We start from the raw sequence: 18,045 nt of genomic DNA on the forward strand, positions 1-18,045 counted from the left end.
ATAAAAGTTATGATTGTATTGTTGAAAGGAATATTGAATCGGCCATACTCCATTAATATAATCTGTATGCGTCGTATGCTGCAATAAGGCCGTAGACAACAGATATTATGTGAGGTATGGTCTGATTCAAATGGAAATAGATGAATACCCCAGATATGATGACTGCAATTATGAAAAATATTGCTCCTCTGAGTTTGTATCCCTCGATTGCCTGGCCCAAACCTGGAATGAAAAATGAAAAAATTCCGTTAGTCACTGCGTCGCTTTCCACCAAATTAATCACCTCAATATGTTTTTTCATATAAAGTTTTAGGAATACCTAATATAATTTGTGGAAAATACTTTACATTTTCATTTTAAATGGGGTTTTCATGTGTTGTGATAGATATATATGATATTTTTAACAAATCTATAATTATAAAATTTAGAGGAGGAAAATAATAGCGAATCCAATTGTTGCAGCAATAGCTTCATTTTTAATTCCCGGAGTAGGTCAAATCTATGCGGGAGCTATAAAAAGAGGAATAATATTTCTTATAATTACCATAATATTCTATAGTATAGGTAATTTCACCAATGACATATATCAGCTTATGGCTGTAGTTGTGGATGTGATTTATTGTCTCTTTGCAGCTTATGATGCATACAAATTGGCTTAATATACTTAGAACTTTTAAAAATTGGGGTGAATATTATGAAACTTAAATTGATGTTTGTATCTTTGATATTTTTGATATTTTTTGTCGGTGCGGTTTCAGCTGTAGGCATAACTGACTATAATGCGCCTATTGGTTTTGAAAGGGATCCCGTTACTTTCACTAAGGGTGATTTTGAAATGGAAATGAATACATACAGCTCATTTGTCGACCATGATGACTATTTCAATACAACTGATGACCGTCAGGTGAAAATTATTAACGACACATATGCTGAATATTTTGATTCAGTTAAGGAAAGATCAGGCGCTTTGGAGATTGTCAAGATAGATGATGACCAATATGTTGTGGACTCTTTCTTTGATGGCGATGACAAAGGCAAAACCAATGAATGTCTTAAATATCTCCAAGAGTTCAATGATTTAAACAAATTCAAGCCAATAAAAATTGATAAAGCTTCCTAACAGCATTCCATATGCTGTTAACTATTTTTTTGAAATATTGTATAATCGAGTAAATTCTTATTGTAGTTATATTAGTTTTCTTAGCTTCTCATTCAGCCATTGAAAATCCGACTGATGTTGATTTAAATTCTGGTAGTGCAGGTATGATTAATTATTTCTATGGCATATTTTTTTTTACTTTTAATTCGTTAGATTTATTTATTTAATTCTTTAAAATAATAATTGAGGGAATATTCATGCCACTGTATAGAATGAAAAAAGTATGGGAGTATAGCACATATAACAAGCTATTCTTTTTACTAATTTTGCTTTTATGTTGTGTATGGGTTTTTTTTGATTTATATTTTGAGGATGTTGATTCCATTCAGGCATTTTTTATTGCATTGATTATGGACATAGCATTTTTTGGTTATGGGTTGTCAATTACTCGTGATATTATGAATTATGGCGTTAGATTGCCAAAAATCATGTTTAAAGATGTATTAATATTGGGATTTAAATCTGTTTTTGTATATTCAATTTATGTAGGTATTCAGGGTTATATTTTAGATTTTATCTGTTCTCCTTTGGATTTTCCTCACTTTGATTTGGAAGACATGTTGATTGACACTTCTGAAACCATTCACTTATTGTATTCCCATAATCCTGTTGATACATTAGTTTTTATTGTTGTAGGGGCTGTCTTATTTTATATTACAGTATTTTTCATGGAAATCGCATTGGCCCGCCTTGCCGATACTGGCAGCTTAAAATCAGCTTTGGATGTAAGGGGTATTAAAAAAGATATCGATACAATCGGGTGGAGGAATTATGCAAAGGATTACACTTTTATTGTACTTGCCATGGTATTTTTTGCATATCTTACAGTTATTCAGATTCCATTTGATATTTTAAATTTTGTTTGGGGTGTTTTTGCGGCCCTATTAATGTTCATAACTCAATTTTGGGGTATTGGTTTCATTTATAGAACTGTTAAAGAAAAAGAAAAAGAAGAAAGTGACCATTCCCCATCTGAATCATGACTCTTCTGTTTTTCAGTTTTGGAGATTTTTAAAGGTAAATGATAATATGGTAGAAAAAATTGCATTGGCTCCATGCAACGGCATGAGTCCTAACGGTTTGGTGTCCCGCGTGGCTGTCGGGGACTGCAGAAAGGAAAATGAAAACGTAATATCCATTTGCATGGGTTCGACTTCAGCGGATATTGAGGGAAAGAATGACGAGATGCTTAAAAAGTATCCGATTGTTGCCGTCAACGGATGTCCAAATGGTTGTGTCAACAAAATTCTTAAAAATAAGGGAATTGATGTAGCTGGAACAATTGCAGTCAATGAAATTTTAGATGGCCTTGAAGTATCTGCAAAGGATCCCTTCAGATTGGACAGTGAAGCTGAAGAATGTGTGAAAATAATAACTGAAGAATTAAATAAAACAATAGTCGAAAATATATTGTAATTTTCTATTAACAAAAAAATTAAATTTGTTCATATTTGATTTTTAGCAAGCGCTCATTTTGCACTTGCTAAAAAAGATTATTTCTTATTTTTCAAGAACGGCAATATAATCCATCCTTTTTCTTAGCAGTGGAAGCCAGGTGACTATTCTGTAATGGGGCTTGTAGATGTTGACTCCGTCAAATAGATTAACGTCTTTAATCCATTTAAAATTATTGTTGAATTTTGTCAGTTCATTTCCTTTTTCAACGCCCCATATGAATTTGGAGTTTGTTTCCTCTATTGATTCCTCTTTAGTATTCTTAACTGAAATCGGCGGCATTATTTCCATGAATATTGTGCACCTGTCAAAATTCTCATCTATTATGTTTATGATGCTTTCAACGTCATTCTGATTCAGATACATTGTCAATCCCTCAACAATGAACAGGACATCATTTCTTATTGTGATCTCCTGGGTCCAGCCGGAATCCATTGCGGAATATGCAAGTGTTTTTACCCTGTCTGTATCTTCAATGTATTTCAATCTGTATTTGGCGGAGTTTTCCAAATCAACATTATACCAGTTGATTCTGCCGTTGTCCAGTCTGTTGAAGCGTGTATCCATTCCTGATGCGATATTCACGATTGTGCATTCCGGGTGGACTTTTATGTATTCGCCGACCATTTCGTCCAGCACTATTGTTCTTGCAATGGTGCCCATTTGCATAAATTTGTCCTTTTCAGCTATACTGAAATCATAATCAACTTTAGACATGACTTCTATTGCCTTTGAATCATAGAATTTGTGGTTCTTTTGCTGTGAATGTTTTGCTTTTGCAAACAATGTCAAAAGCATGGTTTTTTCTACACCTTCTAAATTCATAAGTTTTCCTCCGTGGGTTGTTTTGATTTATGTAATAGTTGTGTCCAATACTATATAAATTTTTAGGTATACCTAAATTTTTTTAGACATCTATGAATCAGTAAATTATTTCTTACTTAAGTTACAGATTATATTTTATGAAATATGTCAAACTCGGAAATTCAAATTTAAATGTGAGCCGTGTCTGCATGGGATGTATGGGATTCGGGGACCCACAAAACGGAATGCATACATGGACGCTGCCTGAAGCGGAATCAATAGAGATAATAACCAACGGACTTGATAATGGAATAAATTTCTATGACACTGCTATAGGATATCAGAACGGAACATCCGAACAGTATGTCGGAAAGGCAATTCGTGAAAATGCCTCAAGGGATGAGGTTGTGGTTGCAACCAAGTTTCTGCCAAGATCAGAAGAGGACATTAAGAATAACGTCACAGGCCAGAAGCACATTCACAACATGGTCGAAAAGAGCCTTGCAAACCTTGGCCTCGATTACATCGACCTTTACATTTACCACATGTGGGATTACAACACTCCTCTTTATGATATTCTGGAAGGTTTGAATGAGGTAATCGAAGAGGGCAAGGTTAAATACATCGGCATATCCAATTGTTTTGCATGGCAGCTTGCAAAGGCAAATGCGCTTGCCGAAAGCGAAGGATTTGCAAAGTTTGTATCCATCCAAGGGCATTATAACCTGATTTTCAGAGAGGAAGAGCGTGAAATGATTCCTCTGTGTAAAACTGACAATATTGCAACAACACCTTACAGCGCCCTTGCATCCGGAAGGCTGTCAAGGCTTCCTGGAAATGATTCCAAAAGAATGAAAGAGGATTTCTATGCGAAATTAAAATACCAGTCAACAGAAGCCCAGGATTCAGAAATCATAAAAAGGGTCGATGAGTTAGCGAGAAATTACGAAGTGTCAATGACTGAAGTGTCCCTTGCGTGGCTGCTTACAAAAGTCACTTCTCCTATCGTTGGAGCCACCAAATTGCATCATGTCGAAGGTGCTGTCAACTCAGTTGATTTGAAGCTGTCCTCAGATGACATTAGCTATCTTGAAGAGCCGTATGTCGCCCATGATTTGGTGGGTGTGATGGCGGACAACAAGGTTTCAGCCAGCGATAACGAGAAAGTCTGGGCAAAACACACTAAAAATAAGATTTAGACTTTAAAAACCTAGTTTTTGATAAGTTATTTTTCTTTCTATTTTAGTTGCTTGATTTCGTTGAATTAACACTCAACCTGGACACAGAAGTGATTTTCACTGGTCAGACAAAACTCAAAGTTGTTTATAATATTACAAGGCAATTCAAATATTTTAAAAATAGTTTTTATATTATATTAATAATATATATTATGGAGGTACAAAAATGAACAGGTCAATGGAATGGTTTATTGGCGGAGTATTGGTTTTGATTATTGGGATTATTTCATTTTTAATGACTGGTAACTCCCATGCACTTATTGCTCCAACCATATTGTTTTTATATGGTGTTTATAGACTAGTATTTGTAAAAGATTAATATATTCTTTTAAATAAGAAAAATAGGAAGTTAAATTATCTTTTAACTTTCACAATTTTTGTTTTACAAGTTCCTGATTGGACATAATAGAAAAAAAGAGTTTTTCAATAGAATCTTTCGGCGATTTTCATTCAAATAGCAGGCTGTCGATGATGTCCATATCAAGGTTCTCTTCAACGATCTCGGCCAACCTGTTTAGGGAATAATCCTTTTGTGTTTCGTAAGGATCTTCACCATATCTGGCATCAAGACCTTTTTTAACCCTTAGATAGTTCAGGAATTCCCTTCTGAAATTATAGTTGTGAAATATTCCGTGGAAATATGTTCCAAATGCATTTCCATTGCTTGCTCCATCAATCAGTCCTTCATCGTTGTTTCCTTGGCCTTTTTTGATGTTCAGTAATGCTTTGGAGTTTAAGAGTTCTGTTGTTCCTTCATGGATTTCGTATCCGCTTACCTCTTCACCAGTTATGTTTTTAAATATTTCTCCTGCAATGCCGTTCAAATCGTCAGGTATTGTTGCAACAGATTGTGTAACTATTTTTCCGGCTCTTGAAAAGCTTGATTCAATGTCCAGAAGACCAAGACCTTCAATTGTTCCATGCTTTGATTCGCGCTTGTCCTCATCATAGATGATGTTACTTAAAATCTGCAGGCCGCCACAGATCCCCACGATTGGAATTTCGCTGGATTTTTCAATTATCTTTTCGGCGAGACCGCTTTCGTGAAGTGCAAACATGTCCTCTGTTGAGTTACGGGTTCCAGGAATTATTATTGCATCAACGTCCCCGATTTCATCGTTTACACCAATCATTTTAAGTGCCACGTCGCTTTCATACTCGAAAGGGTCTATGTCTGTGAAATTGGCTATTTTTGGAAGTCTGATGACTCCGATGGTTATGTCCTTATCCTCTGCAAAGACGTGTGTTGTCAGTGATGCTGAATCCTCTTCTGGAAGCCTTAATGTTTCGTCATACGGCAGCACTCCCAATACGGGTTCTCCGGTTATCTCTTCAATCCTGTCAAGACCCGGTTTGAGGATATCCAGATTTCCTCTGAACTTGTTGATCACTGTCGCTTTGAGGCGGGACCTGTCATAATCGTCAAGCAAAACGTATGTTCCGGCTATTGCCGCAAAGACTCCTCCCATCTCAATGTCTGCTATAAGGATTACGTTTGCATCTGCGAGGTGGGCTATCTCCATATTTGCTATATCCTGGTCACGCATGTTGATTTCAGCCGGAGAGCCTGCCCCTTCAATGATTATTACATCGTATTCATTGGAAAGTATCTTGAAGCTTTCCTTGATGGCGTTGAATGCATCATCATGGTATTTGTGCTGGTAGTCATAGAAGTTCATGTCACCTATTGATTTTCCCTGGATGATTACATTGGATGTGAAATCTCCCTTCGGTTTCAGAAGGACAGGATTCATGTGTATGCTCGGTTCAATCATTGCGGCTTCCGCCTGCAGCATCTGGGCAATTCCAATTTCACCGTTTTCCTTTGTGGTGTAGGAGTTCAGTGACATGTTTTGGGATTTGAAAGGTGCTACATTATATCCTCTGTTCTTATATATTCTGCATAGTGCCGCCACGAGCATGCTTTTTCCAGCGTTTGATGAAGTTCCCTGAACCATGATACATTTTGCCATGTATAGATATATTGAATTAATATTATAAATAATTTAAAAATCAGTTTGAATTAATCTTATTTTCTTAGAAAAGATTTAATTCAGTTTGATAGGCATCAAGTTGAGAAAAAACAAGTTAAAACAACTATTTTAGATAATGGAATAGGATAAAAACATTCTTAAAAGAAAATGGAGTTGTTATTCCTAAATTTAAATTGATTTTTTATCATGTTGGGCAAATGCTGATTCAGAATTTGATGTCAGAGAATTTGAAAGATAATGGTGATTAACAGTAAAGAACCCGTCTGATAAGAAACATGAAAAAATTAGAACAGAATCAAAAGAGGCAACAGTTACCTATAAAGGAAACAAATACTATGGCAAGGTAACCAAAAAAGCTAAAATCACTATAAAGTAAGTGTTATCCTCAGCACTTACTCTCTTTTTTTTTAAAATTTGCTATTCGTTATGTTTCAAGTATGGGATTTAATTAATCTCATTTGAGGTATGATTTTGGATTACATCTGGGGTTTATAAAACTGATGTTAAATCATACCTTCAAAATCGATTAGTAAGAATAAATTATTGAAAATTTATCTTACAATAATTAATATATCTATTTATAATATATATTTTTGCCTATTTTTTATTATAATTCTTTTATTTATAAATAATACATTTTTATTTGTATTTTTTTAATAACAATTGAATTTTAATAATTTTTATATTTTTTGATATTACTTATTTTTATCATCGTTTAAATTTTTTATAGAAATTATTTTAGTAAATAAAAGTTACTAAAATCGAAAACTTTTTATATATCGTGGATTCTTAAATATATTTAAATAGTATATGAAACTTAATTTTTTAATGATGAATTTAATACAAGTGAGGTTTGTTTATGAAATTTGAAGAAAAAGAATCAATTGAAGATTCTACCGAAGTGGTCCTTGAACCTGAAATCAAGGAAGATGATGGTGAAGAAACCAAACCTATGTTAGATTATAATAATATCAAAAGCTCACAAGATATTGAAGTTCCACCTTTATTAATTGATCAAGTCATTGGGCATGAAGAGTCCATTGAAACAATTAAGAAAGCTGCAAAACAAAGAAGAAACGTTTTGCTCATTGGTGATCCGGGTGTCGGAAAATCAATGCTTGCTAAAGGTATGGCGCAAATATTACCACATGAAGTTCTTCAAGATGTATTAGTATATCCTAATGTGGAAGACAACAACCATCCATTAATCAGAACAGTACCTGCAGGTGAAGGTAAAAAGATAGTGAGAGCAACTAAAGGCTCCGCTAAAGGTCACGAAGAAAGAAAAACAATTATTACAATGTTTGCAATAGGAGGAATATTAGTAATCGGATTCATGTATGGAAGATTGCTTGAATCAATTATTGCAGCAGCATTAATCTTACTCATATCAATACAGATAAAACCGAAAACAAATAACATGTCTCCGAAATTGTTGGTCAATAACGAAGAGGCAAGGTTTGCTCCATTCATGGATGCAACCGGTGCTCATGCCGGTGCACTCTTAGGAGATGTACGTCACGACCCATACCAATCAGGAGGTTTAGGAACTCCTGCACACGAGCGTGTTGAGGCAGGTATGATTCACAAGGCCAACAAGGGAGTTTTGTACATTGATGAAATAGGTACAATGAGCATGAAGACCCAACAGGAATTGCTCTCTGCAATGCAGGAAAAGCAGTATTCAATCACCGGTCAAAGCGAAAACTCATCCGGTGCAATGGTTAGGTCCCAGGCAGTACCATGTGACTTTGTACTTGTGGCATCAGGAAACCTTCAGGTTCTTGAAGGAATGCACATAGCAATGAGATCAAGAATCAGGGGATACGGATATGAAGTATTCATGAAAGACTACATGGATGATACAACTGAAAACAGGGAAAAACTTGTTCAGTTCGTAGCTCAGGAAGTCAAAAATGATGGAAGAATCCCTCACTTTGCGACCGATGCATTGGATGAAATCATCATGGAAGCAAAAAGAAGATCAGGCAAGCAGAACGCATTGACCTTAAGATTAAGGGATTTAGGTGGACTTGTACGTTCCGCAGGAGATGTTGCTATTGAAAAAGGCTCAGATATTGTAACTGCAGAACATGTGGTTGAAGCTAAGAAATATGCAAGAACCCTCGAACAGCAAATAGCAGACAGATCCATCATGCAAAGAAAAGACTACAGTATGGTATCTGCTGAAGGTGGAAGAGTTGGTCTTATCAATGGACTTGCAGTAATTGGAGATAGAAGTGGAATTGTATCACCGATTGCAGCTGAAGCAGCACCGACACAATCCAAAAACGGTGGTCAAATTATCGCTACCGGTAAATTAGGTGAAATCGCTCAGGAATCAGTTCAAAACGTCAGTGCATTGATTAAAAAATACACCAACAAGGATATCTCCCAGTATGACATTCACATTCAGTTCATCCAGACCTATGATGGTGTTGAAGGTGACTCTGCAAGTGTAAGTATTGCAACAGCTGTGATATCCGCTATTGAAGAGATTCCAATCGACCAGACTGTCGCACTGACCGGTTCACTGAATGTGCGTGGAGACGTAATGCCTATCGGTGGAGCAACCGCCAAAATCGAGGCCGCTGCTGAAGCTGGAATGAAAAAGGTATTGATTCCTAAATCCAACATGAAAGATGTCATGATTGAGAAGAAATACGAGGACATGATTGAAATCATTCCGACTGAAACCTTGAGTGATGTTTTGGAAAACATTTTAATCAGCGGTTCCAACAAGGATAAGCTGATTGAGAAAATGAGAAACATCGGCTCCAAAGTGGCTGATAAGGTCCCACAAACAAGTATCAATAATCCAACTACCAACTAGTTGGATATTTTTATATATTTTTTATTTTTTTATATCTATTTATAACTCTTTTTTCTATTTTTGTTTATTTTTGTCAGTTGTCCATTAATTATAAATATTTTATAATAAAAAGGTATTATCATGGTTAGTAGATTAAAGTTTAATATGGCAAAATTATCTGGTAAAGTAGTGACTCAACTTTCAAAAATAGGTCCTGGGGGAGGTAAAAATATCCCCGGATATGCATTCGACAGAGTTGGAGGTCATGAAGCAATTTCTGAACTTGCAAAGGATTTAAAGATAGGTTCAGTACTTATTACCGGAACAAATGGAAAAACCACTACTACCACTTTATTTATCAAGTTGATGACAGGAGATATTGAATTCAGAAAAAGTTTTGAAAACAATACCATCCATTCAATTGTCACTGCAATCCTGAATCAGAAGGGAGACTTGGGAATTTTTGAATATGGAATCCGTAACTTGAAGTATGGAATTCCGGACACAGTCCAAAGATTAATCAATCCAATTGGTGTTGTCTACACTACCATTTCTAAAGAGCACACTGCTGTGGCAGGTGTTAAAAATCCGTTTGAAGACTATTACAAGGCTAAGGTTTTGCTGTCCGAAGGCATGACCAGGGGAGTGGTCATTACCAACTGTGATGATCCAAGAACCGCATTAATCGGACTCAATAAGGAAAAGGACGTTAAAGTGAATTATTACGGTTTGGCTATTGATGATATCGTGGACGATGATGCAAGTCCTATTCAATGCCCTAACTGTGGCGAAACTTTGGACTATTCAATGAGGTTCTTAGGTCATAGGGGACTTTATTCATGTAAATGTGGATTTAAGAGGCCTGAACCAAATGTCAAATTGACCAATGTCGAATTCAATGCTGACAATTGGAAATTGACAATCGTCGGTGATGTATTTAATTATGCAGTTTCTAAAAACGTCCAGTTTGAGGTAAATCTAACAGTTCCTCCTTTCGGCATACATAACATTTACAATACATTGTCATCAATTACCGCTTATGCGACTTTCACACCGAAAACAGAAAACATCAAAAGCAAGGTGGAAAGCGTTTTCAATAATCTGGACATGTCATTTATCCCGCCTGGAAGGTTTGAGGTGGTCAGATACAATGACAAGTTCATAGGAATCGGTCAGGGGGACAATGGTGATGCGATAAAAATCAATGCAAGATTCATGAACCAGTTTGTCGACGGTCCTTTGGAATTTATCTACACCACTCCTGATGTGGATGAAGAGGAGATATTTGAAGACCATTACGAAGTAATCAAAAGCATGAATCCTGATCATATCATTGTCGTTCCGGGAAGAAAATCAATAGAAAAAGCTAAAGAGTATTATGAGATAATCAAAAAGGATTTCGACTGTGCTGAATTTTCTCCGTTGCCTTATGATCCAATGAATGAAAGGATTGAAAAGTTAACAGAATTCGCCAAGCAGTCCAAGTACAATTACATTATAATGACTGGTTGCGGCGAAGAGCAGGCAATGTGGGAAGAAATAAAAAGAAACTTCGACTAGATTATCTTTTCACTGATTATTTCTTCTATTTTCTTATAGAATTCATTTTCCTTTTTTTCAATTTTTTCAAAAGATGCGTCTATGCTGCAGTTGCAGGTGTCTGTTTTTCCAATAATATACTCGTCACTACCTTTTTTAATCAATATTCCGAACAGTTTCTCTTCTTCATCTGCATACTCGTCGAACTCTTCCTGTGTGAGTTTCAGATTATAGTCCCTTTCGCAAAACAGGTCACATTCATTGATGATGGGCATGAAGACCATCATTCCTACAGGTATGAAGACATTTTCCTTTTCATGGATTTTCAAAAGTCTTTCCTCATATGAATCATCATCGTCGATGCCGTAGCCCTTAATTTCAAGTATGTTGTTGGTGCCCATATGAAAATCGTCAGCGATGATGAAAGCAAGCAGGTTTGGGTCTACATAATTATCGCATGAAGCTCTGATATTTTTAATGGTTTCTTCAATATTCATCAGAAAATTCTCCGTATTTTTCATTTAATGGAAGCAAGTAATCTGTTCCAATGATTTGTTTTGATAGATATACATTAGTTATTTAATTTCTGTAATTAACTTTGTTTAGGATTATTTTTATAGTTGTTTGAAACATAATTTAATCAATGATTATAAAAACACCTAACTTGATTTTAAGGCCATGGGAGGAAAGTGATGCTGAATGCCTCTATCACTTTGCCAAAAATCCGAATATCGGTCCGATTGCAGGCTGGCCACCTCATGAAAACGTTGAAGATAGCTTGAATATTATCCGAACTGTCTTTTCAAAAAGGGAAACCTATGCTGTCGTAAAAGATGATGTTGCCATCGGATGTGTTGGGCTGCTGTTCCATCCGGACACAAACCACTGGTGGGGTGAAGGTGCAGTCGAGCTCGGTTACTGGATCGGTGAGGAATACTGGGGAAACGGCTATGCTTTTGAAGCATCACAGGCATTAATCAGAAGAGCATTCGATGAATTGGATGTCGATGAGATTTATGCAAGTTACAGGATTGAAAACAATCAATCAAAAAGAGTTTTGGAAAAGTTAGGGTTCAAATATTATTCCGAATTGGTCAATGAAAATTATTTGGGTGAATTCTTTCAGGAAGTGGCCATGAAGTTGGAAAAATAATTTATATTAAGAAATATTAATTTTAACTATGGTAAGAACATGCAAAAACTGCGGATTTGTTAATCAGGACGATTATGATTTTTGTGCAAAATGCGGCACTCCGCTTGTTGAAGGTTTAAGGCCTAACAATGTTTATGTTTATAGGCCTGAACAGCTTCGAGTGAATAAGAAGGCACTATTGGCCGCATATATCGCAACCATATTCTTGTCCTGGAGTGGCTTTGTTGTCGGATTGATCTCAAAGCATACAAGTTTTGCGGTTTTCACTTTTTTTGGATTTTTCATGCCTTTTTATCTGGTACAATCAAAACATCCGACCTTAAGAAAACATGGGTTAATAATGATGATGATTTCATTGGTTGGTGTATCACTTTCATTCTATGTGATGTTTCACTAGACAAAGTGGAAAGTGATTTTTCCAAGCAATATCTGAACGGGTACCTGAAGAAGATTAGGTATGTTTTGGCCCATTGCGGTGTCTATCGCATCCCCTCTTGACATGGTTCCCGGAACGTTCTCGTTACCTTCATAACCGTTATATGCGTCGTTTGCACGGATGTCATCTACAATGTTGCCGCCGAATATTGCTTCAGCACCTTCACTGCTTAAACTAACAACTATATGTGGTGTAAAGTGATAGGTATAGCTCATTATGTCACGGGCAGCACCATACGGGTCTTGAGGATTGTCTATATGGACATTATGCAAGGTTTGTCCTTCTGAATTAAAGGAACTTCCCGGATAAATCCATTCAAATCCCGCAACTGAAAAGGTTGCAGCCATATCAATACTTCCATCCTCGCCCATATCCTCACAGACTATTAGAATTGGGCTAACGAGTGTGGATGCCATAACTAATACAAGTATTGCCACTATTGTTAGGATAATTAATTGTAATTTTTTCATATTAAAATTTTATACTCGTTTATAATATTAATACTTAACCTTTTTAATTATCAAAAACATATATTATTTCAAATAGAATTTTGGTGATATTGTGATTATAGGTGGTTCAGCTTCTCAAGACTTAGCAGCTCATGTTGCACGCGAACTCGACGAAGAATTATGTTATGTGGAAACCCGTAAGTTTCCTGATGGTGAACGGTATTTAAGAATCAATGGTGAACTTGAAGATGAAGTCACCGTTATTCAGTCAACTGGATATCCTCAGGATGAAAATCTGATGGAATTATTGTTCATTATTGCAAACCTTAAGGATTTGGGTGTAAAGAAAGTGAGGGCAGTTGTCCCATATATGGGTTATGCCAGACAGGAAAAACGTTTCAATCCTGGTGAGACAATTTCAGCTAAAATCATTTGTGAATTGATTCAAGCGGCCGGCGCTGATGAATTCATCACTTTCAACATTCACGAGGAATGCGTTTTAAACTTCTTTGACATTCCTGCAAGAAACATCTCAGCAATGCCTGCCATTGCAGAATACCTGAACAAGAAATTCTTCAAGAAAACCGATGAAAAGCCATTGGTCATTGCTCCTGATAAGGGTGCATACGGCTTTGCACAGGAAATATCCGAAATCATCGGATGCGACTGCACATATCTGACAAAAGTACGATTAGGACCTGACAAGGTTGAAACCAAAATCGTGGATGTCAGATGCGACAGTGAAAGTGAAAACACTGTCAATGTCGATTCAGTTAAAGGCATGCATGCAATCATTATTGACGACATCATCGCCACAGGAGGAACCATTGTCAATGCAATCAACATCCTGAAGCAGTATGGTGCATCCTCTGTTGATGTATGTTGCGTACACCCGATTTTAACCAATAACGGTGCTGTAAGAATATATGCTGCCGGTGCCAATAAGATCATTGGAACAAACAGTTTATCTTCAGACACTTCACGCGTATCTCTTGCAAAATCCATTGCCGATGCTTTGAGGGAATGAAATGGATAAGGAAGCTATTAAGAAGGAACTCATAGAAAAATCCAACGGCATTCTGACAAAATATTCGGAACCGGATGTTGTCGAAGACATTTCAATCATGAACATGTCTGCAAAGACTGTATTTCTGGGTTCCCTTAAAATTTACAATACTGAAATAGTTCCTAATGTCATAAAAGATTTGAATAAGCAATTGAAAGGCTATGGGGAGTTAATTGTAAGGGACCAAAGGGTCACTCCGTGCTGCTCTCCAAGCTATATCCACGTTAGTTTCAATATCACAATTACAAACTAGATATCATGAAGGAATTCAAGCTAAAATCTCCCTATAAGCCATTGGGGGATCAACCAAAAGCCATTGACTCATTAGCCCAAGGTATAAATGACGGCATAAGGGAACAAACCCTTTTGGGGGTGACAGGTTCAGGTAAGACCTTCACTATGGCAAACGTTATTGAGAAGGTCCAGAAGCCTACCCTTGTCATATCACACAACAAGACCCTTGCTGCCCAATTGTATGAGGAATTCAAGGAATTCTTCCCGGACAATGCCGTTGAGTATTTTGTCAGCTATTATGATTACTATCAGCCTGAAGCCTATGTGCCTAGAACAGACACTTTCATCGATAAGGAAGCCTCAATCAATGATGACATTGACATAATGAGGCATTCAGCCACCCAGTCCTTGCTGTCAAGGGATGATGTTATTGTTGTTAGCAGCGTAAGCTGCATTTACGGTATAGGTTCTCCTGAAGACTATGGTGAATTTGCTTTTGGAATTGCAGTTGGCGACATTTATGAACGCTCAGAAATCTTGTCCAGACTGGTATTCATGCAGTATGAGCGAAATGACATCGAATTTGACAGGGGTCAGTTCAGAGTAAGGGGAGATGTCATTGAAATCAATCCGGTTCATGGAACTCCTCCAATTAGGATAGAGCTCTTCGGTGATGAGATTGATGCAATAAGCATAATTGATAAGGTAACCGGTAAAAAGCAGGAATCCCTAAAAAGATACATGATTTTCCCCGCAAAGCACTTCGTTGTCGGTCAGGACAAGATGGATATTGCGCTTTCAAAGATTAAAAACGAATTGGACGAAAGGCTTTCAGAGTTAAATTCAATGGGTAAAATATTGGAGGCTCAAAGGCTTGAGCAGAGAACCCGCTTTGACATTGAAATGCTTCAGGAAATGGGATATTGTCCTGGGGTAGAGAATTATTCAATGCATTTGTCCGGACGGGAATGGGGTGAAAAACCGTATTCATTATTAAAATATTTCCCGGACGACTTTCTTACAATAATCGATGAATCCCACGTGACTGTTCCGCAGATTCGCGGAATGTATAATGGGGACCGTGCACGTAAGGAAACCCTGGTTGAACACGGTTTCAGATTGCCGTCAGCTAAGGAAAACAGGCCATTGAGATTTGATGAGTTTGAATCATCTGTAAATCAGGTCATCTATGTGTCAGCAACACCGGGACCATATGAACTGGCAAAATCTCGTAACGTGGTTGAGCAGATCATCAGGCCTACCGGTCTGGTTGACCCTGAAGTATTGATTCGTCCCGTAACTGGCCAGGTTGAGGACCTTCTTAAGGAGGTAAGGTTAACCGCAGAAAAGGATGAAAGGGTGCTGGTCACAACACTCACAAAAAGAATGGCAGAGGACCTGACAGATTATTATGCAAGAATCGGAGTTAAGGTAAGGTACATGCACTCCGAAATCGATACTTTGGAGAGAATCGACATTGTTGATGATTTGAGGAGAGGCAAGTTTGATGTTCTTGTGGGTGTAAACCTTCTTCGTGAAGGTTTGGACTTGCCTGAGGTGTCTCTTGTAGCCATTTTGGATGCCGATAAGGAAGGATTCTTAAGAAACGAAACTTCCCTCATTCAGACAATTGGACGTGCTGCAAGAAACGTGAACGGGCGCGTCATCATGTATGTTGATGAGATGACCGATTCAGTTCAAAAGGCATACGATACAACCCTTAAAAGGCGCAAACTGCAGATGAAATATAACGAAGTTCATGGAATCACACCGAAATCCACTCAAAGGACTCTTAAGGAAAAACTTGCTGAAGAGGATGAAAAATACAAGGGCATCGGTCGTGACGTTAGCAAAATACCAAAAGATGAGCTCAATTTGCTAATCAGAGATTTGGAAAAGGACATGAAAGATGCAGCTGCAAGACTTGACTTTGAAAGGGCGGCAGATTTAAGAAACAAGCTTTATGCCCTAAAAGGATTTGAGAAATAGTTCTGCTTTGAATTTCCTTATCTTTCCTATTTTTTTTGGTTTCCGTAAATATCATTAGATATTTATACTCCTTTCACTAAAAACTATATCTAATGTTATTTTCAAAAAAACATGTTAAATTTGCATTTATTTTGATGATATTCGCCGTATTGTCGGTTTCTTTTGTCAGTGCAAGTGACCTCAATTCAACGGATGCACTGATGAGTGATGATACGGCTGATGCTATTGAATTAAGTGACAATTTAGATGAAATTAAAGCAGATGGAGATACTCAAGAAAAACAAACTCCTACTGTTCAAATTAATGCATCAAAGCTCACTACGGGTGAAGAGATTGAAATTTCTCTGCATGATCCTGATGATGATTCATCATTAATTAATAAAAATTTAACAGCAACAATAAATCAAAAGGAACACAATCTTTTTACGAATGACCAAGGTATTGCAAGGTTAAAAATGGACTTGCCTGGCAATACTTATGTATTGAATGTCAGTTTCATAGGTGACGACGATTACGCTCCTGTATCTCAAACTTTTGACATTAAGGTCTATAAGATCATAACTGAGCTCGACATCGGTAAAACCAGCTTGGTAAATGGTGAGAAACTTCGCGCTTATCTGAAGGATATTCACGGAAATCCTCTTCTGGATGTTCCTGTATCATTTAAAGTTGATGGCAAAACGTATACTTATGACACCAATTCAGACGGCCGTGCGGCATATACAGTTAATCTGGGTTTGGGAAAACATTCCGTAACTATCAATTATGGAGGTGATGGATATTATTATCCTATCAGCCAGACTGTGGATATAAATGTCCTGAGGATAACTTCTATTGTAATAGGCAATTCCATACTTTTGACCAACGGTTATTTGAGGATATATTTAAAAAGCTCTGTTCTCTCTGAAGTAGCCAACAAGCCTGTAAAGATCACTATAAACAACAAGGTCTACAATAAGAAAACTAATTCCGAAGGATTCCTTGTTTTCAAACCTTATCAGGGCAAGGGCACACTCAATATCAAAGTTGAATTTGCCGGAACCTCCACTGCTGGTCCATCTGTGGCAACAAAGCAGGTCACAGGGATTAAGGGAGATGCAAAAAATCCTATGAAAAGCAGAATTCCTTTAAGGAACGGAGTTCCTGATGTCGATTATATGACCTGGAGATATGTGATGGCAGATGGAGATATGAAATACACTGTTTTGAAGGCACAGTATAAGGAAGTCTTAAAAAGGGACTCCTATTGCTTATTCCTTAATAAGAAATTAAGCAAATATACATTCTTCAAATCCAAAGCGCAACCGAAATTCTACCATGTCATAAAAAGGGAAAAATGGAATGTGATTGAAAGGGCAATCAACACTAAAATCGTTAAGAAAAACAAGAATGGATATTGGCCTTATCAGGTGACCGCTAACCTTAAGGGAAAATCCTATACCTATCCTGAGGTAAGGGACGTGCAGAATACAGGCTATACCTGCGGACCTACTTCATGCAGTATGTGCAGTCAGGTTTTGAGAAACTATTACTGTGAAAAATACCTGGGACAGAAGGCAGGTTCAAATTCATACAGCGGTTCAAGTACCAGCGGCCTTAAGTATGCTTTGGAAAAATGCAATTTCAAATGCAGCTATTTCTACAAAAGTTCATTCAACAAGGCTTTAAAACAGCTTAAAAAAGGTGGCTGTGCTTTGGTATTCCATACATGGAATCA

Annotated in this window: 19 protein-coding genes; 14 read left to right on the forward strand and 5 right to left on the reverse strand. The window is 37.0% G+C overall.

Going from position 1 to position 18,045, the window contains the following annotated elements; genetic code table 11:
* Positions 1-52 precede the first annotated feature (52 nt).
* A complete protein-coding gene (locus E7Z79_RS06910) occupies positions 53-274 on the reverse strand; it encodes a hypothetical protein (protein ID WP_303739233.1) in 222 nt (73 codons plus the stop codon).
* A 190-nt stretch (positions 275-464) separates the two neighbouring features.
* Here E7Z79_RS06910 and E7Z79_RS09725 point away from each other — a divergent pair, with 190 nt between their 5' ends.
* From E7Z79_RS09725 to E7Z79_RS06925, 4 genes are all read left to right on the forward strand, one after another.
* Positions 465-659 (forward strand): hypothetical protein, encoded by a 195-nt coding sequence (locus E7Z79_RS09725; RefSeq protein WP_369693439.1) that lies wholly within the window; start codon positions 465-467, stop codon positions 657-659.
* Between the two features lie 35 nt (positions 660-694).
* A complete protein-coding gene (locus tag E7Z79_RS06915; RefSeq protein ID WP_303739234.1) occupies positions 695-1,120 on the forward strand; it encodes a hypothetical protein in 426 nt (141 codons plus the stop codon).
* Between the two features lie 236 nt (positions 1,121-1,356).
* A complete protein-coding gene (locus E7Z79_RS06920; RefSeq protein ID WP_303739235.1) occupies positions 1,357-2,142 on the forward strand; it encodes a DUF4013 domain-containing protein in 786 nt (261 codons plus the stop codon).
* Between the two features lie 46 nt (positions 2,143-2,188).
* Positions 2,189-2,575 (forward strand): putative zinc-binding protein, encoded by a 387-nt coding sequence (locus E7Z79_RS06925; RefSeq protein WP_303739236.1) that lies wholly within the window; start codon positions 2,189-2,191, stop codon positions 2,573-2,575.
* Between the two features lie 84 nt (positions 2,576-2,659).
* Here the strand turns inward: E7Z79_RS06925 and E7Z79_RS06930 are convergent, their stop codons facing one another.
* The gene (locus E7Z79_RS06930) at positions 2,660-3,439 is read right to left on the reverse strand and encodes a class I SAM-dependent methyltransferase (RefSeq protein ID WP_303739237.1); all 780 of its coding nucleotides are present in this window, start codon (positions 3,437-3,439) and stop codon (positions 2,660-2,662) included.
* Positions 3,440-3,576: 137 nt separating this feature from the next.
* On the opposite strand from E7Z79_RS06930, the gene E7Z79_RS06935 reads away from it, so the two are divergent.
* Both E7Z79_RS06935 and E7Z79_RS06940 read left to right on the forward strand, forming a co-directional pair.
* Positions 3,577-4,617: an aldo/keto reductase gene (locus E7Z79_RS06935; RefSeq protein ID WP_303739238.1), complete on the forward strand. Its 1,041-nt coding sequence runs from the start codon at positions 3,577-3,579 to the stop codon at positions 4,615-4,617.
* A gap of 205 nt (positions 4,618-4,822) precedes the next feature.
* Positions 4,823-4,975 carry a hypothetical protein gene (locus E7Z79_RS06940; protein ID WP_303739239.1) on the forward strand — a complete coding sequence of 51 codons (153 nt, stop codon included), beginning with the start codon at positions 4,823-4,825 and terminating at the stop codon, positions 4,973-4,975.
* A gap of 127 nt (positions 4,976-5,102) precedes the next feature.
* Here the strand turns inward: E7Z79_RS06940 and cobQ are convergent, their stop codons facing one another.
* Positions 5,103-6,629 (reverse strand): cobyric acid synthase CobQ, encoded by a 1,527-nt coding sequence (gene cobQ, locus E7Z79_RS06945; protein ID WP_303739240.1) that lies wholly within the window; start codon positions 6,627-6,629, stop codon positions 5,103-5,105.
* A gap of 973 nt (positions 6,630-7,602) precedes the next feature.
* Here cobQ and lonB point away from each other — a divergent pair.
* Both lonB and E7Z79_RS06955 read left to right on the forward strand, forming a co-directional pair.
* Positions 7,603-9,483, forward strand: a complete 1,881-nt coding sequence (gene lonB, locus E7Z79_RS06950; protein ID WP_303739250.1) for an ATP-dependent protease LonB — start codon at positions 7,603-7,605, stop codon at positions 9,481-9,483.
* A 120-nt stretch (positions 9,484-9,603) separates the two neighbouring features.
* Entirely contained in the window at positions 9,604-11,022 is a 1,419-nt protein-coding gene (locus E7Z79_RS06955) for a Mur ligase family protein (RefSeq protein ID WP_303739241.1), read from the forward strand.
* On the opposite strand, the gene E7Z79_RS06960 is transcribed toward E7Z79_RS06955, so the two are convergent.
* The gene (locus tag E7Z79_RS06960; RefSeq protein ID WP_303739242.1) at positions 11,019-11,498 is read right to left on the reverse strand and encodes a hypothetical protein; all 480 of its coding nucleotides are present in this window, start codon (positions 11,496-11,498) and stop codon (positions 11,019-11,021) included. The genes E7Z79_RS06955 and E7Z79_RS06960 overlap by 4 nt on opposite strands.
* A 146-nt stretch (positions 11,499-11,644) precedes the next feature.
* Here E7Z79_RS06960 and E7Z79_RS06965 point away from each other — a divergent pair, with 146 nt between their 5' ends.
* Both E7Z79_RS06965 and E7Z79_RS06970 read left to right on the forward strand, forming a co-directional pair.
* Positions 11,645-12,154, forward strand: coding sequence for a GNAT family N-acetyltransferase (locus E7Z79_RS06965; RefSeq protein ID WP_303739243.1), 510 nt, complete (start codon positions 11,645-11,647; stop codon positions 12,152-12,154).
* 28 nt (positions 12,155-12,182) lie between these two features.
* Positions 12,183-12,551 (forward strand): zinc ribbon domain-containing protein, encoded by a 369-nt coding sequence (locus E7Z79_RS06970; RefSeq protein ID WP_303739244.1) that lies wholly within the window; start codon positions 12,183-12,185, stop codon positions 12,549-12,551.
* On the opposite strand, the gene E7Z79_RS06975 is transcribed toward E7Z79_RS06970, so the two are convergent.
* Positions 12,548-13,060, reverse strand: a complete 513-nt coding sequence (locus E7Z79_RS06975; RefSeq protein ID WP_303739245.1) for a hypothetical protein — start codon at positions 13,058-13,060, stop codon at positions 12,548-12,550. The two genes, E7Z79_RS06970 and E7Z79_RS06975, sit on opposite strands and share 4 nt — an antisense overlap.
* A gap of 91 nt (positions 13,061-13,151) precedes the next feature.
* Between E7Z79_RS06975 and E7Z79_RS06980 the strand changes: the two genes are divergently transcribed.
* The 4 genes from E7Z79_RS06980 to E7Z79_RS06995 all read left to right on the forward strand — a co-directional run.
* Positions 13,152-14,066, forward strand: coding sequence for a ribose-phosphate diphosphokinase (locus E7Z79_RS06980; protein ID WP_303739246.1), 915 nt, complete (start codon positions 13,152-13,154; stop codon positions 14,064-14,066).
* Position 14,067: 1 nt separating this feature from the next.
* The gene (locus E7Z79_RS06985) at positions 14,068-14,358 is read left to right on the forward strand and encodes a hypothetical protein (protein WP_303739247.1); all 291 of its coding nucleotides are present in this window, start codon (positions 14,068-14,070) and stop codon (positions 14,356-14,358) included.
* A 5-nt stretch (positions 14,359-14,363) separates the two neighbouring features.
* Entirely contained in the window at positions 14,364-16,328 is a 1,965-nt protein-coding gene (uvrB, locus tag E7Z79_RS06990) for an excinuclease ABC subunit UvrB (protein ID WP_303739248.1), read from the forward strand.
* Between the two features lie 92 nt (positions 16,329-16,420).
* Positions 16,421-18,045: Ig-like domain-containing protein (locus tag E7Z79_RS06995; RefSeq protein WP_303739249.1), on the forward strand; the 1,625-nt coding region annotated here is incomplete at its 3' end.

It is taken from the genome of Methanobrevibacter thaueri, assembly GCF_015062905.1.
GTDB classification, from domain to species: domain Archaea; phylum Methanobacteriota; class Methanobacteria; order Methanobacteriales; family Methanobacteriaceae; genus Methanocatella; species Methanocatella thaueri_A.